Raw genomic sequence first — 23,183 nt, 5'->3', positions numbered from 1 at the left:
CTGCGGGTGTTGCCATGGCGCTGGTCATGGGATCCGATTCTCCTGTCCCCGCCCCAGCCAAGTTCCGATCAACTCGGGCGTCTCACACGAGTCTGTCGGATAGGGCGGTGCCGACCAAGGCCAGCACGGCCGCGATCAACGTGGCCATCCCGGGATCGATCCCGAGGATCTGGCGCCGGGGCTCCTTGGGGGTGCTGCTTTCGGTCAGTGCTCCTCCGTCGGGAGAGATGACTGTCAGCGTAACCAAACAGCATCGGCCTCGGAAGGCCCGGGTTGACTCAGCTCGACCCCCTTGACCCCACCTGGCGCGGTGACAGGCTCGGTTCCGACAGGCTGGACAACGAAGGACGGGGCCCCCGTGGGGACCCCGTCCTGGTGTGTTGCCCTCCGGTCAGTGGCTGTGGCCGTGACCGTGGTCGTCGCCGGACTCCTCCGGCTTCTCCACCACCAGGGTCTCGGTGGTGAGCAGCAGAGCGGCGATGGACGCCGCGTTCGCCAGCGCCGAGCGCGTGACCTTGACCGGGTCGATGACGCCGGCCTGGACCAGGTCCTCGTAGACACCGGTGGCGGCGTTGTAGCCCAGGCCCACCGGCAGCTCCTTGACCTTGGACACGATCACGTAGCCCGGCTCGCCGCCGTTCTCCGCGATCCAGCGCAGCGGCTCGGCCACAGCCTTCGCCACGATCTGGACGCCCGCCTTCTCGTCACCCGTCTTGCCGAGGTGATCGGCCAGCACGGACGCCGCGTGGACGAGAGCCGAGCCGCCACCGGCGACGATGCCCTCCTCGATCGCGGCGCGCGTCGCGGAGACGGCGTCCTCGATGCGGTGCTTCTTCTCCTTGAGCTCGACCTCGGTGGCGGCGCCGACCTTGATGACGCAGACGCCACCGGCCAGCTTCGCGACCCGCTCCTGGAGCTTCTCGCGATCCCAGTCGGAGTCGGTGCGGGAGATCTCGGCAGCCAGCTGGGCAACGCGATCCTTGACAGCCTGGGCGTCGCCCGCGCCGTCCACGATCGTGGTGTTGTCCTTGGTGACGACGACGCGCTTGGCGCGGCCGAGCACGTCCAGGCCGACCTGGTCGAGCTTGAGGCCGACGTCCGAGCTGACGACGGTGCCGCCGGTGAGGATCGCCATGTCCTCGAGCATCGCCTTGCGGCGGTCGCCGAAGGCCGGGGCCTTGATGGCGACCGAGCCGAACGTGCCGCGGATCTTGTTGACGACCAGGGTCGACAGGGCCTCGCCGTCCACGTCCTCGGCGATGATGACGAGCTGACCCGACACCCCGATGACCTTCTCGAGCAGCGGAAGCAGCTCGTTCATCGAGGAGATCTTGCCCGAGTTGAGCAGGATGTACGGGTTCTCGAGGATTGCCTCCTGACGATCGGCGTCCGTCACGAAGTAACCGGAGATGTAGCCCTTGTCGAACTGCATGCCCTCGGTGAACTCGAGCTCGGTGCCCATCGTGTTGGACTCGTCAACGGTGATGACGCCGTCCTTGCCGACCTTGTCGAACGCGTCGGCGATGAGGGCGCCGATCTCGGCGTCGCGCGAGGAAATGGTCGCAACGGACGCCATGTCGGACGTCGTCTCGACCGGCTTCGCGTTCTCCTTGAGGCGCGCCTCGACGGCGGCCACGGCCGCCTCGATGCCGCGCTTCAGGCCGACCGGGTTCGCCCCGGACGCCACCGCGCGCAGGCCCTCGTGGACCAGCGCCTGAGCCAAGACCGTTGCCGTCGTGGTGCCGTCGCCGGCCACGTCGTTGGTCTTGGTGGCGACCTCCTTGGCCAGCTGGGCGCCGAGGTTCTCGTACGGATCGGAGAGCTCGACCTCCTTGGCGACGGTCACGCCGTCGTTGGTGATGGTCGGAGCGCCCCACTTCTTGTCGAGGACGACGTAGCGACCCTTGGGGCCGAGCGTCACCTTCACGGTGTTGGCGAGGGCGTCGACGCCGCGCTCGAGAGAGCGACGTGCCTCCTCGTCAAACTGAAGGATCTTTGCCATGTGTCTTGGTTCCTTACTTGACGACGACGGCGAGGATGTCGCGGGCGTTCAGGAGCAGGTACTCCTCGCCGCCGTACTTGACCTCGGTGCCGCCGTACTTGGAGAAGATGACGATGTCGCCCTCGTGGACGTCCATCGGGACGCGGGCGCCCTTGTCGTCGATGCGGCCGGGGCCGGCTGCGACGACCTTGCCCTCCTGGGGCTTCTCCTTGGCGGTGTCGGGGATGACCAGACCGGAGGCGGTGGTCTGCTCAGCCTCGAGGGGCTGGACGAGGACGCGGTCCTCAAGCGGCTTGATGGTGACGGCCACTGATGTGCCCTTCCTATTCGGGTGCGGACGCCGACGGCGTCCAGGTGGACTACGAAGATGCGTCGCCCAGGCGTCGTCGCGGGTGCCGCCATGGGTTGGCACACTCGTTGGTTGAGTGCTAACTGCGAGGTTATACCCGGGCTAGCACTCGGGCAACTCGAGTGCTAAGGCGTGTCCGGACGCCTCGGGCGGTCGCCGGCGTCCCCTCTTCGGATGGCTTGGGGGCACGGACGCCGACGGCTAGCCTGACGGTCATGGAGACCGGACCCGGACCATCCCCCACGGCCCCCCGCAGGACCGCCAAGCGCGAGGAGCGGCGCCGCGCTCGCCGGGCCCTCGCGGTGCTCGGCCTGCTGCTCGGCCTCATCTTCGCCGGCGTGATCGCGTCGGTCGGCTTCGTGGTCTATAGCGCCCAGAAGGCCCTGGACAAGGCGACCGACGGCAAGGGCGGGTCGGTCATTCAGGTGATGTTCCCCGGACCGGCGCAGCCGGCCCAGTCCTCACGCACGAGCATCCTCATCGCTGGCAACTCCTACGACGACCCCGGGCACCCCGGCGGCGACCTCACCGACGGCATCCTGATCGCCACCTTCGACTCGGTCACGAACAAGACGGGCCTCGTGAGCGTCCCGCGTGACCTCTGGGTCACGCACAACGGCAAAAACATGAAGATCAACGCCGTGTACGTGTCCGCGGGCCGCGGCCAGGCCGGCCTGAACGCGCTCGGCCAGGTCGTCGAGACGGTCACCGGGCTGCACATCGACCAGCACGTCTTGGTCGGCGTGACCGCCTTCAAGGGCATGGTGGACGCCGTTGGCGGAATCGACATCACCATCAACAGCCCCGACCCTCGCGGCATCCGCGACCCGAACGGACTCTTCCTCCCGAACGGGCTCCAGCACCTGGACGGCAAGACGGCGCTGACGCTGGCCCGGGCGCGTAACGACCCGATCCCCGGCAAGGAGGCCTACGGGCTGCCCGACTCCGACTACAGCCGTCAGCAGAGCCAGCGGCTGATCCTGTTGGGCATCATCGCCAAGATCAAGTCGACGCCGACCCTGGCCAACCCCCTAACGGTCACAACGCTGTTCGAGAAGCTCTCCGACAGCATGAAGACCGACCTGACGGCGAGTCAGATCAGGCCGCTCTACGACCAGCTGGTCAAGTCGGGCAACCCGGTGACGTTCACCATTCGGGGCCCGCGCAACGCCAGCCTGCTCACCGACTACAACTCCAACGGCGCCGGCGATGCGCTGGTGCCGAAGGCGGGGATCTTCGACTACACGGCCATCCAGAGCTACGTGACCACGATGCTGGCCGGCTGATCGGCGTCCGGACGACACCTGCTGACGACGAGCGCGACCGCACCGGACGCCGTCGGCGTCAGCACCAGGGTGGCGGCGTTCGGGCCTTGGGGGCGTAGGCGCTTCCGGAGCTCTGCCGGGTCGGCGTCCACCCCCCGCTTCTTGATCTCGAGGACGCCGACGCGCCGCTCCCGGACCCAGGCGCGCAACCGCTTCTCGGAGTAGGGCAGCACCTCGTCGACCCGGAATGCCTCCGCCCACGGCGTCCGAACCAGCCGGGACGCCGACAGGTACGCCACCCCGTCGTGGATGCGCCAGCCGCCGATCAGCTCGGCGACCGCCGGCACCAGGCCGGCCCTGATGACCGCCCCGTTCGGCTCGTACAGGTACTCGCCCAGTTCGCCGACCTCCGGGGCGATGAGGGCCTCCTCGCGGCTCAGTTCGAGACCATCCACGACGGCGCGCCGCCGTCCGGCGACCGTGCCCGGTCCCGCCCAGAGGGCGACCTCCACGACCGTCCCGTGATCGGAGATCCACTCCGCTTCGACCCCGTCGGGGATGAGCGCGTGCGGCAGGCCGGGTCCGAGCTTGAGGCAGGCGACGCGCGACCCGTCCAGGAGCGACTCCACGAAGCCCCAACTGGGCGTGAAGTCGTCCACCCGCCACGTCCGCCCGGACGCCGTGCGGCGTGCGGGGTCGCAGAAGACCGCGGTTCCGGGAGTCAGCAGGCTCGGCGCCAGTTGTTCTGCGTCCCCGCAGTGAATCCGGACGCCGTCGCCCACGTTGGCTTGGGCGAAGATCGCGGTCACCTCGTCCAGTTCGACGCCGCTGACCTGAAGCCCGGCCCGCGACAACGCCACGGCGTCCGCGCCGCAGCCGCAGCCCAAGTCGACGACCGCCGTCGCGCCCAAGGCGACAAATCGGTCCGCGCGACGCCGGGAGACAGCGGGCCGAGTGGCCTGTTCCAGGCCCTGTGGCGTCCAAAACCACCCCGACAACTCCGCGCCGAACTTGCGAGCAGCGCGGCGCCGCAACGTCTCGTGCTCGAGGACTGCGGCGGCCCTGTCGGGGCTGACGTATGCGCGCATCCGGGTGGCAGCAGCCAGCGAGCCCGGATCCGCCTCTGAGCTGGCCAGGCGTCTGGCCGGGGACGCCTCCTCAGAGACGAGCCAGGATGCGACAGTGAGCTCCACTCCTGCCTCCTTCCTCCCGTACTCTGCGCGCCCGGGACCCCTGCCTACGAGGAGTTCATCGGGTGATCCCTATGCTGAGACCCATGCGCATCGTCTCCCGCGTCGGAACCATCATCGGCCTCCTCGTCCTGATCGTCGGCATCGGCGTCCTCGGCTACGGCACGTTCCAGATCTGGCAGCAGTACTTGGCCATCTCGGCCGACCGCAGCAAGGAGTTCGTGAACCCCCTGCCCACCTCTCTACTGGGCACGCTCGTCATCGCGGTCGGCGCCTTCCTCTTCGGCCTCAGCCTGCACCGGGGCGTCCCCAAGCCGGACGTCAAGAAGCCTGACGGAACCACGATCATCCGCTAGGTCCACCTTCTGCCGAAGGACGGTCCGTGGGAGGAGGCGGCGGTGCTGGCGAACACCCCGCCGCCCAGCCAATGGGACGATCCGCTCGGACGCAAACCTCCTTGCGGGACGCCCAACGCGTAGCCGCCACCGTCGCGAACCGTGGTCGCTCTCCGCGACGGTAGACTCGGCCAACGCATCCCTCGGAGCAACAAGGAATCGAACATGCCCTCTGCCAGCGTCATCATTCCCACTCACAACAGGCGACCTGGGCTGACCAAGATGCTCGACGACCTACTCCACCAGGAAGGGTTACCAGCGCCGATTGAAGTGTTCGTGGTTGACTCGCCTGTTGCCGAGGACGTCTCTGACGTGGTCGAAGACTTCCGCAAGTTGGGCCTTGACGTAACGTACTTGCTGACGGAGAACAATCTGGCGGGCAAGCGGAATCGTGGCGCCGAGGCCTCAACGGCCGATGTGCTGATATTCGCTGACGACGATATGCGGCTACCGAACGACTGGGTGGCCAACCACCTCTCTGCGCAGCGGGAGTATGCGGACACGTGGGTCTCCGGGGCAGTGGCGTTTCCCGCCGATTGGATCGCGAGCAGCAACTACTACCGCTACAAGAACACCCGGCACCTCAATCCTGACACCGCCCCGCACGACTGCGATGTCACTGGCAATCACGTGGTGGTCATGAACATGTCCATGCCCAAGAGCCTCTACCTCGCCACGGGCGGGTCGTGCGAGGACTTCACCCGCTACGGCGGGGAGGATGTCGAGTTCGGGTTCCGATTCAAGAGGAGTGGTGGGCGACTGCGGTACGTCGCACGAGCGTTGGCCTACCACCATGAGGACCGATTGGATGTCGTGGTCTTCGCCCGCAAGCTGTACGTGGCCGCCTACACCGCCGGACGAAGCGTCCTGGACAAGGCTCCCGAGGCGGCGACCGTCCCGACCCTCCGCTGGACCGAGCCTGGGTACGCGCAGACCTGGACGGATCGCGGGATGCATTCCCTGCTCGTCTTGCTCTCGCATCCGGCACTCGTCGGCCGCCTCGCGCAGTGGCTCAGAAAGCACGATGAGAATCCCCGTCTGTACCTGCCCTTGGCCTACAAGGCCCTGACGCTCCTCGCCACTCATCTCGGAGTCCGCGACCGGGTCGCTGGACGATCCGACCGAGCGAGGGATGTCTTCCCCAGCTATGTCGGCAGCTAACACGCCTGGGCGTCTCCTGGCGCTGAGGGGGATCGGTGCCCGGGTCATCGCTTTGATGGCGAGCGTTCTGCTGATGTGGATCGCGTCAAGGCTGCTCACGCGTGTTGACTCGAAATCCGATATCGGGGCTTGGAGTGTCATCTTCACGGCTCTGTACGCCATCGCAACCGTGGCCCGGCTGGGCGCAGAGAACCTTGCTCTCAAGCTGACCTCTGCTGACGCGCGGCTCGGCAGGCCGTTGGCGCGACCGAGCATCCTGGTCACGATTGGTGCTGGGCTTCTTGGTGCGATCGTCTTGTTCTGGGTCACCTACACCAGGGACGCCTTGAGCCTCCTCCCGATTCGGGCGGGGTTATCGGTGGCCGTCGGCCTGTCTGTCGTTCCGCTCAACCTGGCCATCCTGGGCGGTGCGTGGCTGAGGTCCTTGGGTCACATTGCGATGGGGGCTCTCCTCGAGTTGGGCACGACCCCGATGGCAACGATCGCTGGCGTGGCGCTGCTGAGCCTGCGCGGGGAAGTCTCGCTGACCGCCTTCCTCGCGATCTTCTGCACAGCACTGTGGCTCAATGCAGCCGCGACTCTGGGCTGGGGTCTGCTGGAGTTGCACCGAGCCTCCGGTCGGCTCACACCCACCCCGATCCGACGGTATCTCGCGGACCATGGCCGAAGCCTCACGGCGTACATGCTCACAGCTCTGGGCTTCTATCTCTTCAACTACCTACCGGTGCTCGTTTTCGGCTTCGTCCATGACGACTCCGGCGCAGCGGACTTCCGCAACTCCCTGACCCTCGCCACGTTCGTCGGGCTCCTGCCTGCCATGCAAACCAGCTATCTCACGCCGACGTTCGCGAAGCTGTTTCAGCTCGGTCTGCTGGTGGATCTGAATGCCACCGTGCGCACTGCGACACGAAACGCGACACTCCTCGGTGCTCTCGTGGCCTTGCCTTTACTCATCATTCCCGGCCAGATCCTGCTTCTAGTCTTCGGCCCCTCTTATGTGCACGCAGCGACGATTCTGCGCATCCTCGCGAGTGCCATGCTTGTTCAGGCCGCTCTCGGACCGATCTATGCGCTCATGACGACGACTGGCCTAGAGAAGGAGGCGAGCCGGGCGATTCTCGTCCTGCTTCCCGCGGGTGCCGTGCTGATGATGGTCGCCACACGAGTAAGCGCAGACCTGGTCACTCTCGCTGCGACGGTGGCCCCCACCGGTTTCGCAGTGGTTGGTTGCCTGGCTCTGTGGCGGCATGGGATATCATCGAGTGTCTTCCCCACCCCCCGGCCCAAGGATGCAGCATGACCTCAGCGCGTGTCGCTGCTGCCCCGACCGTGTCGGGTGACTCTTGGAGAAACGCTGTTGGCTTTGCGATCGTCTTTGTCGTCGTCAACCTCCACACCCTTCGCAACTGGAACCAGCCCATCTACTTGGGAATCTATGGGCTGGTCGCTTTGTGGGTGGGGTGGCTGTATTTGCGCGCACCCAAGGCCCCCCGCCTCGCAGACAGAGGAGCCTTCTTCTGGATTTGGGTTGGGGTTGCGTTACTGGGGACTGCCTCCTCTCTAGCCACAATCTCCGCTAGCGGGGCTGCCTACGGAACGCTGCGCTTCCTGTTCGCCCTGCCCGTGTGGTGCGCCCTGGTGGTCTTCACCGACAGCCTCAACGACCTACGCCGCCATCTCGTGACGGTGGTGACCTTCTTCCTCGTAGCGTCGTGGACCCTGCCCCTCCAGTTCGTCATCGGACCGGTGTCCTGGTTCCCGGCCGCCTCTATCCGGGGTGACGAGGTGCGCTATGCCTCGCTCGTTGGGAGCCTCACGTCCATCGGCGTCGTCGTGGGCTGCTACCTGCTCCTCACCCTGCTCGTCCGCTCGCACTGGAAATGGGCCCTGATCGGACTCATCGCGGTCCCTGCCGCGCTCTCACTGTCCAAGGCAGCCATCGCGAACATTGCGATCGCCTCCTTGATCATCTTGTGGTTCCACCGCCGGCATCGCGCGGCCGTTCTAGGCACCCTGGTCGGCTTGCCCCTGGTCGGAGGCGTCGTCTACATGGCGGTTCCAGCCCTGGCGAGACGAGTCGAGACTGTTCTCGGCAGCTTCGGGGTGCAGACCGAAGTCGGCTCGCAGAACTACGACGTCTCGCTGGGTCAGTCCGTGTTGGATCGCCTGACCGAACTCCCGGGAAACACGTGGGCAGCCATGCAGAACTTCGGCAACCCATTAGTATACCTTACCGGCGGCGGGTACGGAATGGGCGACACCGCGCTCGTGACCGAGTCGGACGCGATCACCATCATGGCCCACAACCAGTTGATCGAGTCCATGGCCGTGTTCGGGTTGTTCGGTGGGACGGTTCAGTGGGCCATTCTTCTGCTCGCGGCGCTGCTGCTCTACCTCGCCTGGCGGTCAACGCAACACCCGCTCTTCGCCGTTGTGGGTGCGTCTTTCGTGCTGTTGCTCGGCAACGGCCTCCAGGCCAACGGGATGCTCTACCAGCCTTCCGGCGCATCGCTGGTCTATCTGTCTCTCTTCGTGGCGCTGTCCACGAAAGTCCGCGAGTCGCTTCCGGCGCCGGACGCCTCGCTCTTGAAACCCAGAAAGGGATTCGCCGTGGAACTCAAGTCATTCGTTGACGTCATCCTGCGCCGTTGGGTCACCGTCTTGTTGACCGGCCTGGTCGCCTTCGGAGCCGCCTTCGGGCTTGGCTCCATGGGCGCCAACCAGAACACGACGGCCGTGCCCGTCAAGGCATACAGCCGCGTCGTGTTCCTCCCGCACGGCGCCGACTCGGTTGCCCTGTCCGCCTCGGCGGACTTCATCAAGGGGCAGATGGGCTACTGGACTCAGTTGGCACAGACTCAAGAGGTGGTGGCTCAGGCACTGAAGTCGTCCGGCACCACGTGGGACAAAGACCGGACCGACAAGGCGAAGAAGCTCGAGATCGTTGCCGACTCGGTGTTGGAGTTGTCGGCAACGGACATCGATCGGCAGGGCGCGGAGAGCTTCGTCAACGCGTGGGTCAAGGCCACGACCGACGCCATCAAGGCCAAGGGACTTCAGTCCAACGCGGCCAACCTGGTCACCATCGAGCCGATCTTTCCAGCTACCTCTGACACTCCCACTCCCACTGCCAAGGCGGGGCGCTCGCTGACGTTGCCTCTAGCCGTCATCGTCGGCCTCGTCACAGCGGTAATCGGCGGCCTCGTTCACGAGGCGTTCTCGAGGCGACGCATCAAGCGCTCCGCCGCGTAGCCCGCCGGGCAGCTGCCCAGCGACGTTAGGATTCAACAGTGAACCACAAGCCGGTGGCCGTGTGCTACATCACCCAGTGGTACCCGCCGGAACCTGTTGGGCCCTCCCACTGGATTCCAGAAAAGTTGGCGACCGCAGGTCTCGAGGTCCGGGTGCTGACCGGCATCCCTAACTGGCCGACCGGCGAGGTCGCGGCTGGCTACCAGGCATGGAAGCCGATGAGGGAACTGGTCAACGGGCTCCGTGTCCGTCGAACGCCTCTCTACCCCAGCCATGACTCGTCCGCCGTCCGTCGCTTTCTGAACTACGCCTCGTGGGCGCTGTCCGCAACTTTCTTCGGACTCAACGACCTGAGGCGATCGGACATCGCGATCGTGCACTCGTCCCCCGCGACGGCAGCCTTGCCCGCGATGGCCGCACGTCTCCTGTTCAAGCGCCCCTATGTGCTGATGATCCAGGACCTGTGGCCCGATTCGATCTACTCGTCCGGCTTCCTGGCGTCGAAGCGGGCACGACGGGTCCTGGACGCCACGGTGGGGCGCTTCGTCGCTCGGTCCTATGCGTGGGCCGCCCACATCACGGTGCTGTCCCCGTCGATGAAGGCCCTGCTGATCACGAGGGGCGTCCCTGCGGACAAGATCACGCTCGTATACAACTGGATCGATGAGAACGCCCTGGCGCCCGCCCCTGCCGACCCCGAACTCCGGGAATCCCTGGGAATCTCACCCGACGACTTCGTCGCGATGTACGCCGGGGCTCACGGCCCTGCTCAAGGGCTCGACGTGCTCTTGGACGCCATGGCTCTGGTACCGACGGACAGCAGAATCCACCTCGTGATGGTAGGCGACGGGATCGACGCTCCGCGCCTGAAGGCGCGCGCGACGGCCCTGGGACTGGACAACAAGGTGCACTTCGTCGGACGGGTGCCCCAGGACAGAATGCCGTCGATGATGGCGGCCGCGGACATCCAAGTCGCCTGCCTGAAGGACACGGAGCTATTCAGGGTCAACATGCCGAGCAAGATCCAGACCGTCCTGGCTCTCGGTCAGCCCTTGCTCGCCGTCATGGCGGGCGACCCGGCCCACGTCGTGGACGCGGCTGGCGCTGGCTGGAGCGCTGATCCCAACGACGCAGCCTCTGTCAGCGCCGCACTGCAAAGCGCGTCCAAGCAGGACTCGGCTACGATGGCCGCGATGGGCGACGCTGGCCGGCAGGCTTATTTTGACCAGATGGCGAGCCGCGTTGGAGCCAAACTTCTCAGCGACGTGATCACACGATCGCTCTCCGAAGAAGCGCACGAGGGAGAGACTCAATGAATCCGAGCGATCGCGCCAGCGTCGTCGCCGGCAAGACCATCGCGATCACGGGCGGGACGGGCTCGTTCGGCTCGACCATGGCGCGCCACCTCCTTGCCAACGGCGCAGCTCAGGTGAACATCTTCAGCCGAGACGAGGCCAAGCAGGACGCCATGCGTCGCACGTTGAACGACGAGCGGCTCCGGTTCTACCTCGGCGACGTCCGTGACCCCCACAGCATCGAGGCGCCCCTGACGGGAGCCGACTACGTCTTCCATGCTGCGGCGCTCAAGCAGGTGCCGTCGTGCGAGTTCTTCCCACGGCAGGCGGTCCTCACGAACGTTGACGGCTCAAACAACGTCATCCAGGCTGCGGCTCGCGCCGGCGTCCAGTCGCTGGTGGTGCTGTCCACCGACAAGGCCGTGTACCCCGTGAATGCGATGGGCATGTCCAAGGGACTGATGGAGAAGACCGCCCAGGCCTTCGCCCGCAACAATCCCGACTCGGGGCTGACAGTCTCCATCACGCGGTACGGCAACGTGATGTACTCGCGCGGCTCGGTCATCCCCCTGTTCCTTCAGCAGATCGACTCCGGACGCCCGCTCACCGTCACAGAGCCGCTCATGACGCGGTTCCTGATGAGCCTGGACGAGTCCGTGGACCTGGTGTGGCACGCGTTCACCCACGCCCAGCCCGGCGATCTCTTCGTAAAGAAGGCCCCGGCCTGCACCGTCGAGACTCTGGCGCGCGCCGTGGCGAAGCTGTGCGACATCGAGGATCCGACGATCCAGCGCATCGGCATGCGCCACGGCGAGAAGATGCACGAGACATTGCTGAGCGCCGAAGAGATGGTCAAGGCCGTCGACCAGGGCGATTACTTCCGGGTTCCGCTGGACGCGCGCGGCCTGCAGTACGAGGTCTACGTCGAAGAGGGTGACGCCGGCATTCCGCGCGACACGGACTACAACTCGGCCAACACCCACCAGCTGGACCTGCAGGAGACGGTGGCCACGCTCATGCGGCTTCCCGAGATCCGCGCACGGGTGGGGGCCGCATGAGGCTCGCCATCACCGGTGCGGACGGCTTCCTGGGCTGGCACCTCCGCATCCGTTTAGCCGCGTTGCGCCCGGACGACTCTGTTGCGGCGATCGGCCTGGACGACTGGCCCCGCCTCGCCGAACTGGTCGCGGGCGCTGACGTCGTCCTGCACCTGGCCGGCATCAACCGGGCGGCGGACGCCGAACTGGAAGACGGCAACGTCTCTCTCGCTCGCGAGGTGGCAACTGCGGCTGCGGCGTCCGGCTCGGTCAAACGCGTCGTCTACGCGAACTCAGTCCAGGCCGGCAACGGCACCCCGTACGGGACCGGCAAGCTGGCGGCGGCCGAGCTGCTGACCTCGACCCTCGCCGAGCACGGCATTTCTGTCGTGGATGTGCGTCTGCCGAATCTCTTCGGCGAGCACGGACGCCCGAACTACAACTCCTTCGTCGCGACCTTCGTCGACAAGGTGATTGCGGGCGAATCACCCGAGATCCAGGATCGGCCGATCTCGCTCCTGCATGCGCAGGGGGCGGCGCAGGCCATTCTGGACGCGGCAGCCGGTGACCCCGGCGTCGTGTTCCCCGAGGGGCATCAGACCTCCGTCGTGGAGGTCTGGAACCTGCTGCAGGGGTTCCACCGCCTCTACGTGCCGTCCGGCGACCTCCCCGATTTGGCGGAGCCCTTCACGCGCGACCTGTTCAACACGTACCGCGCGGCCCTGTTCCCGGCTCACTACCCGGTTCGTCTCCAGCCCCGCTCCGACGATCGCGGACGCCTCGTCGAGACGGTCCGCTGCCACGGCTCCGGCGGTCAGACGTTCGTTTCCACGACCCATCCCGGCATCACCCGCGGCGAGCACTACCACCTGCACAAGGTGGAGCGCTTCGTCGTCCTCGACGGCTCGGCCGAGATCGCGCTGCGGAAGATGTTCACCGACGAGGTCGTGGCCTTCAACGTCACGGGCGATGAGCCGGTGGCCGTCGACATGCCCGTCGGCTGGACCCACAACATCACTGCGACCGGGGACCGCACGATCACGACCCAGTTCTGGACCGACAGCCTCTTCGACCCCGAAGCTCCGGATACCTATTGGACGAAGGTGCGTCCCGCCAACGAAGCTGCCTCGGAGGGCCAGAAGTGACCAAAGTCATGACCGTCGTGGGCACCAGGCCCGAGATCATCCGCCTGGCCTGCGTCATCCAGCGTTTGGACGACAGCGTCGACCACGTGCTCGTGCACACCGGACAGAACTACGACTACACGTTGAACGAGGTGTTCTTCAGTGACCTCGGGCTGCGGGCGCCCGATCACTACCTCGGCGTGGACACCTCGAGCCTCGGAGCCGTGCTCGGAGGCGTCCTGATCGGCACCGAGCGTGTGCTCCGCGAGGTCAAGCCGGACGCCCTCCTGGTGCTGGGCGACACCAACTCGTGCATCGCCGCCGTCATGGCGAAGCGCATGCGGATCCCGGTGTACCACATGGAGGCGGGCAACCGTTGTTTCGACGAGAACGTCCCCGAGGAGACGAACCGTCGCCTGGTGGACCACGTTGCCGACTTCAATCTCGTCTACACCGAGCACGCACGGCGGAACCTCCTCGGAGAGGGCCTGCACCCGCGGCGCATCCTCAAGACGGGCTCGCCCATGCGCGAAGTCCTGATGCAGTACCTCCCCCAGATCGAGGCCTCGGATGTTCTGGACCGACTGGAACTCTCGCCGCGCGGCTACTTTCTCGTGTCCGCGCACCGCGAGGAGAACGTCGACTCGCCCGAGCGACTGGGCGCGCTCCTCGATTGCCTGGAGGCCGTCCAGACAACCTTCAATCTGCCCGTGATCGTGTCGACGCACCCGCGCACCCGCAAGCGCCTCGACGCCCTCGGTCGTTCCGTCGAAGGCGTGTCCTTCCACGAGCCACTCGGCTTCCATGACTACAACAAGCTGCAGATGAACGCCGCGTGTTGCCTCTCGGACTCCGGGACCATCTCCGAGGAGTCGACGATCCTCAACTTCCCGGCCATCACGCTCCGCGATTCGATCGAGAGGCCCGAGGCGTTGGACACGGGCGGCATCGTCATGACCGGACTCGATCCGGCCAACGTGGTGGAGGCGGTCCGGCTCGCGATGTCCCAGTTCACCGAGGGCCCGAAGGAGATCCCGGCGGACTACCTCATCGACAACTGCTCGCAGCGCGCGGTCAACTTCATCGTGTCGACGGCAAAGCGGCACGCTCAGTGGTCCGGGCTGCGTATCCCTAGCGAAGGATGAACGAATGACCCACGATCGCATCCACATGTCCCTGGCGGACATCACCGAGATCGAAGAGAACGCGGTTCTGGACGCCATGCGCTCCGGCTGGGTCGCCCCCCTCGGCCCCAACGTGGATCGGTTCGAGGCCGAGCTGGCCGCCCGCAACGACCGCGCCCACTGTGTGGTGCTGTCGTCCGGAACGGCCGCTCTACACCTCGGCCTGCTCTGCCTGGGGATCGGTGCCGGTCAGCGTGTCGTGACGTCGTCGTTGACCTTCGCCGCGACGGCGAACGCCGTGAACTACACGGGTGCCCAGCCGGTCTTCGTGGACAGCGACGAGTCCGGATCGATCAATCCAGACCTGGTCGCCGAGGCCATCGCCTCCGAGAAGCGCGCTGGCCACGACGTGTCCTGCCTTCTTCCGGTCGACCTGCTCGGGAAGGTGGTCGATCAGGAGGCGCTGGCACACATCGCTGAGGAGCAGGGCATCCCCGTCCTCGCGGACGCCGCCGAGTCCCTCGGCGCCCGGCGCCATGGTCTGCCCTCGGGCAAGTTCGGAGTCGCGGCGGCCATCTCGTTCAACGGGAACAAGATCATGACCACCTCGGGTGGTGGTGCGCTCCTGACCGATGACAAGGCCCTGGCCGACCGCGCCCGCTATCTCGCGACCCAGGCGCGCCAGCCGGTCATCTGGTACGAGCACGTGGACATCGGCTACAACTACCGGCTTTCGAACGTCCTCGCTGGCCTCGGCCTTGCCCAGCTGTCCAGGCTCGACGCGATGATCGAGCGGCGCCGCATGATTCGCGGCCTGTACCGCGAGCTCTTCGCCGACGTGCCCGGAGTGAAGCTGTTCGGTCAACCGGACGAGAGCGCGGACGCGACGACCCGCGACAACTTCTGGCTCACGTCGATCCTGGTCGATCCCGCCGAAGCCGGGTGGGCGTCCGCGGATCTGATGAATCACCTCGCCGGTCAGAGCATCGAGTCGCGGCCGATCTGGAAGCCCATGCACCTGCAGCCGGTCTTCGCGGACGCCCCCCGCTATGTGGACGGCACCTCGGAGCGACTGTTCAACACGGGACTGTCGCTGCCCAGTGGCTCGAGCCTGACCGAGTCCCAGCTCGATCGCGTCATGGAGTCCATCCGGACCTTCATCCAGGAGCGCGTCCGGTGAACCAGAGGAGGTCGGACGCCGTCAAGCGGTGCCTTGACGTCGCCGTCGCTGGCGTCGGACTGGTCGTGAGCCTCCCGCTGCAGGTGGGGGTGGCCGCCGTGGTGCGGAGCAAGCTCGGCTCCCCCGTCTTGTTCAAGCAGCAGCGACCCGGCCTGCATGGCGAGCCGTTCACGCTGTTGAAGTTCCGCACGATGCGGGAGCCGGACGCCACGCACGTCACCGACGAGGAACGGCTGGGACGCGTCGGCAAGATCCTGCGTGCGACGTCCCTTGATGAGCTGCCGAGCCTGATCAACGTCCTGCGCGGCGATATGTCCCTGGTGGGTCCGAGGCCGTTGCTGATGTCCTACCTGCCCCTGTACTCCCCCGAGCAGGCGCGCCGCCACGAGGTTCGCCCGGGCATCACCGGCCTGGCCCAAGTGAGTGGCCGCAATGCCATCAGCTGGGAGGAGAAGTTCGCCCGCGACGTGGAGTACGTGGACAGCCGCTCCCTCGCCCTCGACCTGCGGATCCTGGCCGCGACGCTGGCCAAAGTGATCAAGCGGGACGGGATCAGTGCACAAGGCTCGGCCACCATGCCGGCCTTTGAGGGAACGCCTTCGTGAACGTACTGCTGACGAGCGCGGGGCGGCGTGTATCGCTGCTTCGCCTCTTCCAGCTGGCCGCCGAGGCGTCCGGTGGACGCGTGTTCGTCTCCGACATCGACCCGGGAGCTCCAACGCTCCAGTTCGCTCCTATCCTGCGGCTTCCACCGGTGACCGCCGACGGCTACGGTCCGGCCCTGCTCGCCGCGGCGTCCGAACACCGCATCGACCTGGTCGTCCCGACGATCGATCCGGAGTTGCCGGTCCTGGCACTCCTGGCGGACGATCTCGCGGCGGTCGGCACCCGGGCGGTGATCTCGACGCCGGACTTCGTCGCGACCTGCTCCGACAAGTGGCTGTTCCACGCCGCGTTCGCGGCCGAAGGCGTCCGGACGCCTCGCTCCTGGCTGCCGGCCGAGCTGCCGGACGACCTGCCGCGGAGACTCTTCGTGAAGCCACGACGCGGGAGCGCCAGCAAGGGGATCAGCGCCTTGACGGTCGAGGACGCGAGGGCCGGAAACCTGCCCCCCAATGCTGAAGATCCCATCATTCAGGAGTTCGTCGGAGGCACCGAGCTGACCATCGACGCTTTCCTGAGTCGGGACGGTCGACCGCTGCACGCCGTGCCGCGCGAACGTCGCTACACGATCGGTGGCGAGTCCGTTCAGGGGGTCACGGTCGCGTACGAGCCGCTCAGGGGCTGGCTGGAGTCGGTGCTCGCCACCTGTGGCCGACTGGGCGCTCGGGGCCCGATCACGCTCCAGGCATTCCTGACCCCCGACGGACCGGTCTTGTTCGAGGTCAACCCGCGTCTCGGCGGTGGTTTCCCCCTCGCGGACGCCGCCGGCGGACACTACCCGGCGTGGCTGGTGGACGAGGCGTCCGGGGTGGACCTGCCGAGCAGACTCGGCGACTACCAGGTCGGCCTCTACATGACCCGCTACCACTCAGAACTCTTCGTCACCGAACTTCCGTGGTGAGCTTCCGCTGGCCGGTCGTCGTCTGGGATCTGGACGACACGCTGATCCTGGAGCGTGACTACGTCCGCAGCGGGTTCGAAGCGGTGGCTGGACGTCTCGAAGCGTATGGCGCCGACCCACAGGTGGCGTTCTCTACCCTCTGGGACGGCTTCCTGGCCGGCACGCGGGGAGACGCCTTCGACAGGCTGCTCACCAGCCTTGGGCTGGCGGGGGCGGTGCCCATCGAGACGCTCGTCGAGTGGTATCGCTCACACCAGCCCAAGATCCGCATCGAAGACGGCCTGCTGCGACTCCTGGGCGAACTCAGGCGCGCGGGGATCAGCCAGGCCGTCATCACAGATGGCGCCTTGACCGGACAACGGGCCAAGGCCGCGGCCGTGGGCCTGGCCGACCTGGTCGACCACATCGTCTTCACCGACGTCTGGGGGCGCGGCTTCTGGAAGCCCCACCCGAGGGCGTTCGCGGAAGTCGAAGAGAGGTTTGGCGTCCAACCAGAGGACTGCATCTACATCGGAGACAACCCAGCCAAGGACTTCCTGGCCCCACTGGCGCGCGGCTGGGACGCGGTCAGGCTCGTCCGGGACGGTCAGCTGCACGCCGCCGTTGCTTCGCCCGGGGTGCAGAGCGTCAAAGACGCGGGGGCGTTGGCGCGGTTCCTCCAACTGCCTTAACTCGTCCGCGGCCGGTCGGCTGTGCCGGCGGCCCGCGACCGTGCATAACAATGGTCGGCATGTCCGACCTCACGCTGTGCCTGATCGACCGTCCGACTGCCCCGCCGGGTGAGTCGGTGAGCATCGTGGACGCCGATCCGCTGCAGGCCACGGTGCTCGCCACAGACTTCGGGGTGAACCGGGGCGACGGCATCTTCGAGGTCGCCGGCTGCGTCGACGGCCGAGTGCACGCACTGGACGCCCACCTGCGCCGCTTCGCGCGATCGGCGTCCATGCTCGATCTGCCGAAGCCGAACTCGGACGCCTACGCCGAGGCCGTCCGGCGCGCGATCGCACCCCTGTGCGCACAGCGCCCGGGCCAGGAGGTTCTCGTCAAGTTCGTCCTGACCCGCGGCCAGGAGATGGGCGGGACGGGTGGTCCTGCGGGCTGGGCGATCGCCTACCCGTGCCCGGACTTCGCCCACGATCGTTCGGGCATCGACGTCGTGACCCTGGACCGCGGCGTCCGCTCAGACATCATGCGCACCACGCCGTGGCTGCTCGGCGGCGCGAAGACCCTGTCGTACGCCGCCAACAAGGCGGCGCTGCGCGAGGCCAAGCGGCGCGGCGCCGACGATGTGCTGTTCGTCAGCACGGACGGTCACGCGCTGGAAGGACCGTCCTCCTCCCTGATCGCGCGGATCAACGGCGTCCTGGTGACGCCGCATCCCGACGAGGGCGTCCTGGCTGGTACCACTCAGGCCGACGTGTTCGCCTACGCCGAGGAAGTGGGTTTCCGGACCGAGACCCGCCCCGTGCTCACCGACGAACTAGCTGCGGCCGATGCGCTGTGGCTCACCTCGTCCGGACGCCTCTGCGCTCCGGTCAAGTCGCTCGACGGGCGTCCCATGGCGGTCGACGCCGCCCTCACCGCCGAGTGGAACGACCACCTGCTCGCGCGGAGCTGAGCCGGCGGCGTCCCTACGGAAGGATCGTCACCGACCAACCGCACGGACGGCCGTCCGCGTAGGGCATGACCCCGTGGAACTGACCCACCGACTCGTCGAAGACGAGCGGGAGCCAGGTGTAATCGCCCTCCCACAAGGGCAAACTCATCACGTCAGAGCGGGGCACCCAGTGCAGGGTGCCCTCGGCGTTGGCGTCCGGGACAATGCCGGTGAAGGCGTCCACGACGAAGATGAAGCCGAGCCAGTCCTCGCCGCCCGGTCCGAAGCCGGGCCAGTTGATCGTGCCGCGCAGGCGCAGCGACGTGGCCTCGATGGACGCCTCCTCGCGCAGTTCGCGGCGCATGCCGGCGACGATGTCTTCGCCCGGTTCCAGCTTGCCGCCGAGGCCGTTGAACTTGCCGAGGTGCTGATCGTCGGCACGCGCGGACCGGTGCACCATCAACACGTCGTCGCCGCGGAGGACGTACGCCAGGGTGCCGAGGATGGGCTGGTACGGCATCACAGCTCCAGCGCGGTCGACGGTGGCTCGGGAACGGGGATCGCGGGTCCGTGTGGCTGCCCGCGGCGCGGCAGCTGTGACACAACGATCCCGACCAGCATCAGCGCAGCACCGACGTAGCCAACCCCTGACATGCGCTCGCCCAGCAAGAGCGCGCCACCGATCGCGCCGAACACGGACTCGAGGCTCATGATCAGCGCGGCGTGCGACTCGAGGGCGTCCCGCTGCGCGAGCACCTGCAGGGTGTAGCCGAGCCCGACGCTCGCGACACCGGCGTACAGGATCGGGATGATCGCGGTGCCGAGGTCGGCGAAAGGACGCGCCTCGGTCGCGAACGCGAACGGCACTCCGTACAGGCTCATCGCGACGAACTGGGCGACGGCCAGCCGCAGCGGATCGATCCGCCGGGCGAAGTACCCGATGCTGAGGATGTGCGCCGTCCAGAACAGCGTGCTGACGAGGCACAGCAGGTCGCCAGGGTTCATCTGAGCGATGCCGCCGGTCATGGTCAGGAGGTAGAGGCCGGCGACCGCGACGAGTGCCCCGATCCAGATGTTGAGGGTGGCTCGGTGGCCCAGCAGGATGCCGACGAGGGGCACCAGCACCACGTAAAGGCCGGTCACGAATGCCGCGTTCCCGGCGGTCGTGTCGGCCAGGGCGATCTGCTGGAAGGACGCTCCCCCGAACAGGAAGACCCCACACAGTGCGCCCGGACCCAGGACCGACCGCCAGCGGCGGCGTCCCACGGCCCGATCGACGCCTGAGCGACGATCCACCCAGGCGATCAGCGGCAGCAGCGACACCGCGCCCAACAGGAAGCGGCTCGAGTTGAACGAGAAGGCACCCACGTGCGCCCCCATGACCTGGAACGCGAACGCAAAGCCCCAAATCGCCGAGCCACACAGCAGCATCACATTGGCTCGGGCGCGACGGGTCACTAGGCCAGGACCTTCGAGATCGGCATGCCGGAGTCCGCGCCGATATCGGACGCCGACGGCGGCAGCCCGGCCGTCACGACCTCCGAGCCGAGGATGGCGATCATGGCGCCGTTGTCGGTGCACAGTCCGGGCCTGGGACGCCTCAGCGCGACTCCCCGCGCGGCGAGTCGCTCCTCGAGCAGGGTGCGCAGGCGCGAGTTCGCCGCGACGCCCCCGCCGATGACGAACTGCTTCAAGCCGTAGTGGTCGCACATGTCGACGGCCTTGGCGGTCAGGACGTCGGCGACGGCCTCCTGGAAGGACGCGCAGACGTCGTCGATCGGTACCTCGCGTCCCTCCAGCCGCGCCGTCTCGACCCAGCGGGCCACGGCGGTCTTCAGCCCCGAGAACGAGAAGTCGAAGCGGTGCTTGGCCAGGTCGTGTCGTGCGGTGAGCCCGCGCGGGAAGGCGATCGCCTTCGGGTCGCCGGATGCCGCCGCCTTGTCGACGATCGGACCGCCCGGGTAGCCGAGCCCGAGCAGCCGCGCGACCTTGTCGTACGCCTCCCCAGCCGCGTCGTCGATGGTCGTGCCGACCTCGGTGATCGAGGAGGTGAGGTCGTCGACCTTGAGTAGGTTGGTGTGTCCGCCGGACACGAGCAAGGCGCCGCAGGGCATGTCCAAGGGGCCGTGTTCCAAGATGTCGACAGCCACGTGGCCCACCAGGTGATTGACCCCGTACAGCGGCTTGTTGAGGGACGCGGCTAGGGCTTTCGCGGACGCGAGCCCGATCACCAACGCCCCCATCAGGCCCGGCCCGGCGGTCACGGCGATGGCGTCGATCTCGGTGAGGTCGACGTCGGCCTTGGCCAGCGCGCGCTCCAGCGCGGGGACCATCGCCTGCAGGTGCGCCCTCGACGCCACCTCCGGCACGACGCCGCCCCAACGCGCATGCTGGTCGACCGACGAGGCGACCTCGTTGGCCAACAGCTCTCGTCCGCGAACGATGCCCACGCCCGTCTCGTCGCAGGACGACTCGATCCCCAAGATCAGCGGACCCGTCATGCCCCACTCCTTGTCTTAGCCAGCTCGAGCGCCATCACCAGCGCGTGCAGCCCTGTTCCGTAGTAGTCGTCGCGCCTTGCCAGCGTCCGGAAACCCAGCCCCTCGTAGGCATGCAGCGCAGGCGCGTTGGTCTCGTCGACCTCCAGGACCATCTCGGTGGCGCCGTGCCCGCTCGCCCACTCGATGCCCCCCTGCACCAACTGGCGTCCGACCCCCTGCCGGCGGCGCTCGGCGGCCACGATCACGCGGTGCAGGTCGGCCGTGTCTGCGACGAGTTGGAAGGTCGCGACGCCGATGACGGACGCGTCGCGGGCCACCAGGACGCACCGATCCGCCCCCAGCAGTTCGCTGCGCCAGGCGTCCGCGCTCCAGTGGCCGTGGTCGAAGCCCTCGGCTTCCAGGGCCATGATCGCGTCCAGGTCGTCGAGCGTGGCCGCGTCGATGATCATGGCCGCTTCCGGATCGAGACCCGTGGCTGCGGGATCGTCGTCTTCTTCGCGGTCGGCAGTTCGGCGTCCGGACGCCTCAGGTACAGCGGCTCCAGCCCCGCGTCCGGCATCTCGGACGCCGTCGCCGCGAAGACGCCGGCGTCCAGGATCGTCGGCCCGCTGGTGGGCCGGACCAGCTCGGCGCCTGGGCCGGCCAACGGCAGGTCGGGCACCTCGGACGGGGCCGTCACGAACGGACCTTCCACCCGGACGCCTCCCGCGTACACCGCCCAGTACACCTCGCGGCGGCGGGCGTCCGAGACGGCGACGAAGCGCTCGGGCGCGTCCGACCAGGCCGCGGCGACGGCGTCCAGGCTGCAAACGCCCTTGACCGGACGCCGCAGCACCAGCCCCAGCGTGGTCGCGGTGACGACGCCGACGCGCAGTCCGGTGAAGGGACCGGGACCGACGCCGGCGACGATCGCGTCCACATCGCCGAGCGCCAGGCCGACCGAGGCAAGCGTCGACTCGACCAGCGGCATGAGCTGTTCGGCGTGCGCGCGGGGGTTCTCGACCGACCCGGACGCCAGCACGACGCCGTCGCGCGCGATGCCCACCCGGACGTCGGTCGAGGTGTCGACGGCGAGCGTGATCACGACGCCTCCACGGGGGTCAAGGCGGCCGCGAGCGGGGCGTCCTGCCAGCGTTCTCCGACGGGCGTGAAGAAGACCCACCGGGTCTCGTCGGACGGGTCGAGCCCACGGACGATCTGGATGTCGAGGTGGCCGGGCGAGAGGGCCTCCGAGACACCGGCTCCCCACTCGATGAGCGTGACCGAGTCCGCCAGCGATTCTTCGAGGTCGAGGTCCTCGAGTTCGGCGAAGCCGCCAAGGCGGTACGCGTCCGCGTGGACGAGCGCCGGGCCGTCGACCAGCGACTTGTGGACGCGGGCCAGCACGAACGTGGGCGAGGTGATCGGGCCCTCGACGCCGAGGCCCTCGCCGATGCCCTGGGTGAGGGTGGTCTTGCCGGCACCGAGGTCCCCGGACGCGACGATCAGGTCGCCGGGGGCCAGCACGGACGCCAGCGCGCGGCCGAGCGTGCGCATCGCGTCGGCGTCCGGCGCGACGGCCAGGACGGGTACGGGACGCCGCAGGAACCAGCTGTTCTCGAAGCTGGACGCAAAGACGAACTCGTGCCGCTCCCACCAGTGCCGGATCTCGGGGAACTCGCGCCGCACGAACAGGCACGCCGACGTCACACCGCGCATGGCGAGCAGGTTCATGGTGACGCCGACCATCAACGAGGCGATGCCGAGGCCCTGGGTGGCGGGGTCGGTGGAGACGCGCTCTAGCAGAGCCGCCGCGGGCTCGCCGGGGGGCAACTGCGAGTTCGAGTAGTCGATCATGATCGTGCCGACGATGCGTCCGTCGAGGACCGCGACCACAGCCTCACCCTCGGAGACGGTGGCCGCGATCGTCTCGGCCGATTCGAGCAGCGCGGTGGGCGGAGGCTCCACCGGACGCCGCGCGCGGAAGGCGGCGTGGACCACGTCCACGATGCCGGGGGCGTCCGCCTCGACGGCCAGCCGCAGCGTGAGGACGCGGCCGTCCGACAGCGTGGCCTCGGCCAGCTGTTCGATGGGGGTCTCGTCTTCGAGTCGGTCACGCTGGGCGTGGGACATGCTCACCTCTGCGGTCGACAACCCGCGAAGCCTAC

At 67.5% G+C, this 23,183-nt stretch carries 23 protein-coding genes; 14 read left to right on the top strand and 9 right to left on the bottom strand.

The annotated features are described in order from the left end of the window. Positions 1–391 precede the first annotated feature (391 nt). Together groL and groES are read right to left on the bottom strand one after the other, a co-directional pair. Positions 392–2,002 carry a chaperonin GroEL gene (gene groL, locus FN821_RS13295; protein ID WP_131173039.1) on the bottom strand — a complete coding sequence of 537 codons (1,611 nt, stop codon included), beginning with the start codon at positions 2,000–2,002 and terminating at the stop codon, positions 392–394. Positions 2,003–2,015: 13 nt separating this feature from the next. Then, the gene (gene groES / locus FN821_RS13290) at positions 2,016–2,312 is read right to left on the bottom strand and encodes a co-chaperone GroES (protein ID WP_131173038.1); all 297 of its coding nucleotides are present in this window, start codon (positions 2,310–2,312) and stop codon (positions 2,016–2,018) included. A 254-nt stretch (positions 2,313–2,566) separates the two neighbouring features. Here groES and FN821_RS13285 point away from each other — a divergent pair, with 254 nt between their 5' ends. Continuing rightward, the gene (locus FN821_RS13285; protein ID WP_131173037.1) at positions 2,567–3,637 is read left to right on the top strand and encodes an LCP family protein; all 1,071 of its coding nucleotides are present in this window, start codon (positions 2,567–2,569) and stop codon (positions 3,635–3,637) included. Here the strand turns inward: FN821_RS13285 and FN821_RS13280 are convergent. Further along, positions 3,610–4,809, bottom strand: a complete 1,200-nt coding sequence (locus FN821_RS13280) for a THUMP-like domain-containing protein (RefSeq protein ID WP_131173036.1) — start codon at positions 4,807–4,809, stop codon at positions 3,610–3,612. The genes FN821_RS13285 and FN821_RS13280 overlap by 28 nt on opposite strands. An 83-nt stretch (positions 4,810–4,892) precedes the next feature. Between FN821_RS13280 and FN821_RS13275 the strand changes: the two genes are divergently transcribed. From FN821_RS13275 to FN821_RS13215, 13 genes are all read left to right on the top strand, one after another. Then, a complete protein-coding gene (locus tag FN821_RS13275) occupies positions 4,893–5,162 on the top strand; it encodes a hypothetical protein (RefSeq protein ID WP_131173035.1) in 270 nt (89 codons plus the stop codon). A 204-nt stretch (positions 5,163–5,366) separates the two neighbouring features. Next, positions 5,367–6,362: a glycosyltransferase family 2 protein gene (locus FN821_RS13270; RefSeq protein WP_131173034.1), complete on the top strand. Its 996-nt coding sequence runs from the start codon at positions 5,367–5,369 to the stop codon at positions 6,360–6,362. Positions 6,363–6,417: 55 nt separating this feature from the next. Beyond that, a complete protein-coding gene (locus tag FN821_RS13265) occupies positions 6,418–7,662 on the top strand; it encodes a lipopolysaccharide biosynthesis protein (protein ID WP_131173033.1) in 1,245 nt (414 codons plus the stop codon). Further along, positions 7,602–9,614 (top strand): YveK family protein, encoded by a 2,013-nt coding sequence (locus FN821_RS13260; RefSeq protein WP_221929124.1) that lies wholly within the window; start codon positions 7,602–7,604, stop codon positions 9,612–9,614. Before FN821_RS13265 ends, FN821_RS13260 begins: the two co-directional genes overlap by 61 nt. A 38-nt stretch (positions 9,615–9,652) precedes the next feature. Beyond that, positions 9,653–10,930 (top strand): glycosyltransferase family 4 protein, encoded by a 1,278-nt coding sequence (locus tag FN821_RS13255; protein ID WP_131173031.1) that lies wholly within the window; start codon positions 9,653–9,655, stop codon positions 10,928–10,930. Then, entirely contained in the window at positions 10,927–11,967 is a 1,041-nt protein-coding gene (locus FN821_RS13250) for a polysaccharide biosynthesis protein (protein ID WP_131173030.1), read from the top strand. The genes FN821_RS13255 and FN821_RS13250 overlap by 4 nt, the downstream gene beginning before the upstream one ends. Then, complete coding sequence (locus FN821_RS13245) at positions 11,964–13,091, top strand: polysaccharide biosynthesis C-terminal domain-containing protein (protein ID WP_131173029.1); 1,128 nt, start codon at positions 11,964–11,966, stop codon at positions 13,089–13,091. The genes FN821_RS13250 and FN821_RS13245 overlap by 4 nt, the downstream gene beginning before the upstream one ends. After that, complete coding sequence (wecB, locus tag FN821_RS13240; protein ID WP_206662126.1) at positions 13,088–14,215, top strand: non-hydrolyzing UDP-N-acetylglucosamine 2-epimerase; 1,128 nt, start codon at positions 13,088–13,090, stop codon at positions 14,213–14,215. The genes FN821_RS13245 and wecB overlap by 4 nt, the downstream gene beginning before the upstream one ends. 4 nt (positions 14,216–14,219) lie before the next feature. Then, positions 14,220–15,374 (top strand): DegT/DnrJ/EryC1/StrS family aminotransferase, encoded by a 1,155-nt coding sequence (locus tag FN821_RS13235; RefSeq protein WP_131173028.1) that lies wholly within the window; start codon positions 14,220–14,222, stop codon positions 15,372–15,374. Further along, on the top strand, positions 15,371–15,979 hold the full coding sequence (locus FN821_RS13230; protein ID WP_131173027.1) for a sugar transferase: 609 nt from the start codon (positions 15,371–15,373) through the stop codon (positions 15,977–15,979). Before FN821_RS13235 ends, FN821_RS13230 begins: the two co-directional genes overlap by 4 nt. Further along, on the top strand, positions 15,976–16,938 hold the full coding sequence (locus tag FN821_RS13225; RefSeq protein WP_131173026.1) for an ATP-grasp domain-containing protein: 963 nt from the start codon (positions 15,976–15,978) through the stop codon (positions 16,936–16,938). The genes FN821_RS13230 and FN821_RS13225 overlap by 4 nt, the downstream gene beginning before the upstream one ends. Then, positions 16,935–17,609: an HAD family hydrolase gene (locus FN821_RS13220; protein WP_165489375.1), complete on the top strand. Its 675-nt coding sequence runs from the start codon at positions 16,935–16,937 to the stop codon at positions 17,607–17,609. The genes FN821_RS13225 and FN821_RS13220 overlap by 4 nt, the downstream gene beginning before the upstream one ends. A 59-nt stretch (positions 17,610–17,668) precedes the next feature. Then, the gene (locus FN821_RS13215) at positions 17,669–18,556 is read left to right on the top strand and encodes an aminodeoxychorismate lyase (RefSeq protein ID WP_131173024.1); all 888 of its coding nucleotides are present in this window, start codon (positions 17,669–17,671) and stop codon (positions 18,554–18,556) included. A 13-nt stretch (positions 18,557–18,569) separates the two neighbouring features. Here the strand turns inward: FN821_RS13215 and FN821_RS13210 are convergent, their stop codons facing one another. From FN821_RS13210 to tsaE, 6 genes are read right to left on the bottom strand one after another with little or no spacing between them, the layout of a single operon-like run. Then, the gene (locus FN821_RS13210) at positions 18,570–19,055 is read right to left on the bottom strand and encodes an NUDIX hydrolase (protein WP_131173023.1); all 486 of its coding nucleotides are present in this window, start codon (positions 19,053–19,055) and stop codon (positions 18,570–18,572) included. After that, positions 19,055–19,993, bottom strand: a complete 939-nt coding sequence (locus FN821_RS13205; RefSeq protein WP_206662125.1) for a DMT family transporter — start codon at positions 19,991–19,993, stop codon at positions 19,055–19,057. Before FN821_RS13205 ends, FN821_RS13210 begins: the two co-directional genes overlap by 1 nt. Further along, positions 19,993–21,036: a tRNA (adenosine(37)-N6)-threonylcarbamoyltransferase complex transferase subunit TsaD gene (gene tsaD / locus FN821_RS13200; protein WP_131173022.1), complete on the bottom strand. Its 1,044-nt coding sequence runs from the start codon at positions 21,034–21,036 to the stop codon at positions 19,993–19,995. Before tsaD ends, FN821_RS13205 begins: the two co-directional genes overlap by 1 nt. Further along, positions 21,033–21,485 carry a GNAT family N-acetyltransferase gene (locus FN821_RS13195; protein ID WP_131173021.1) on the bottom strand — a complete coding sequence of 151 codons (453 nt, stop codon included), beginning with the start codon at positions 21,483–21,485 and terminating at the stop codon, positions 21,033–21,035. The genes tsaD and FN821_RS13195 overlap by 4 nt, the downstream gene beginning before the upstream one ends. Next, entirely contained in the window at positions 21,482–22,120 is a 639-nt protein-coding gene (gene tsaB / locus FN821_RS13190; RefSeq protein WP_131173020.1) for a tRNA (adenosine(37)-N6)-threonylcarbamoyltransferase complex dimerization subunit type 1 TsaB, read from the bottom strand. Before tsaB ends, FN821_RS13195 begins: the two co-directional genes overlap by 4 nt. Continuing rightward, positions 22,117–23,169: a tRNA (adenosine(37)-N6)-threonylcarbamoyltransferase complex ATPase subunit type 1 TsaE gene (gene tsaE, locus FN821_RS14795; protein WP_131173019.1), complete on the bottom strand. Its 1,053-nt coding sequence runs from the start codon at positions 23,167–23,169 to the stop codon at positions 22,117–22,119. Before tsaE ends, tsaB begins: the two co-directional genes overlap by 4 nt. Between the last annotated feature and the right edge of the window lie 14 nt (positions 23,170–23,183).

The organism is Propioniciclava tarda (assembly GCF_900182665.1).
GTDB classification, from domain to species: Bacteria; Actinomycetota; Actinomycetes; order Propionibacteriales; family Propionibacteriaceae; genus Propioniciclava; species Propioniciclava tarda.
The sequence above is the reverse complement of the archived record's forward strand: the minus strand, read 5'-3'. Positions and strand labels throughout refer to the sequence as shown.

What these genes read in the sequence shown, in the direction of transcription:
- groL (WP_131173039.1), bottom strand. Translation starts at nt 2,002, where the DNA reads ATGGCAAAGATCCTTCAGTTTGACGAGGAGGCACGTCGCTCTCTCGAG.
- FN821_RS13285 (WP_131173037.1), top strand. Translation starts at nt 2,567, where the DNA reads ATGGAGACCGGACCCGGACCATCCCCCACGGCCCCCCGCAGGACCGCC.
- FN821_RS13275 (WP_131173035.1), top strand. Translation starts at nt 4,893, where the DNA reads ATGCGCATCGTCTCCCGCGTCGGAACCATCATCGGCCTCCTCGTCCTG.
- FN821_RS13270 (WP_131173034.1), top strand. Translation starts at nt 5,367, where the DNA reads ATGCCCTCTGCCAGCGTCATCATTCCCACTCACAACAGGCGACCTGGG.
- FN821_RS13265 (WP_131173033.1), top strand. Translation starts at nt 6,418, where the DNA reads ATGGCGAGCGTTCTGCTGATGTGGATCGCGTCAAGGCTGCTCACGCGT.
- FN821_RS13250 (WP_131173030.1), top strand. Translation starts at nt 10,927, where the DNA reads ATGAATCCGAGCGATCGCGCCAGCGTCGTCGCCGGCAAGACCATCGCG.
- FN821_RS13245 (WP_131173029.1), top strand. Translation starts at nt 11,964, where the DNA reads ATGAGGCTCGCCATCACCGGTGCGGACGGCTTCCTGGGCTGGCACCTC.
- FN821_RS13235 (WP_131173028.1), top strand. Translation starts at nt 14,220, where the DNA reads ATGACCCACGATCGCATCCACATGTCCCTGGCGGACATCACCGAGATC.
- FN821_RS13215 (WP_131173024.1), top strand. Translation starts at nt 17,669, where the DNA reads ATGTCCGACCTCACGCTGTGCCTGATCGACCGTCCGACTGCCCCGCCG.
- FN821_RS13210 (WP_131173023.1), bottom strand. Translation starts at nt 19,055, where the DNA reads ATGCCGTACCAGCCCATCCTCGGCACCCTGGCGTACGTCCTCCGCGGC.
- tsaD (WP_131173022.1), bottom strand. Translation starts at nt 21,036, where the DNA reads ATGACGGGTCCGCTGATCTTGGGGATCGAGTCGTCCTGCGACGAGACG.
- FN821_RS13195 (WP_131173021.1), bottom strand. Translation starts at nt 21,485, where the DNA reads ATGATCATCGACGCGGCCACGCTCGACGACCTGGACGCGATCATGGCC.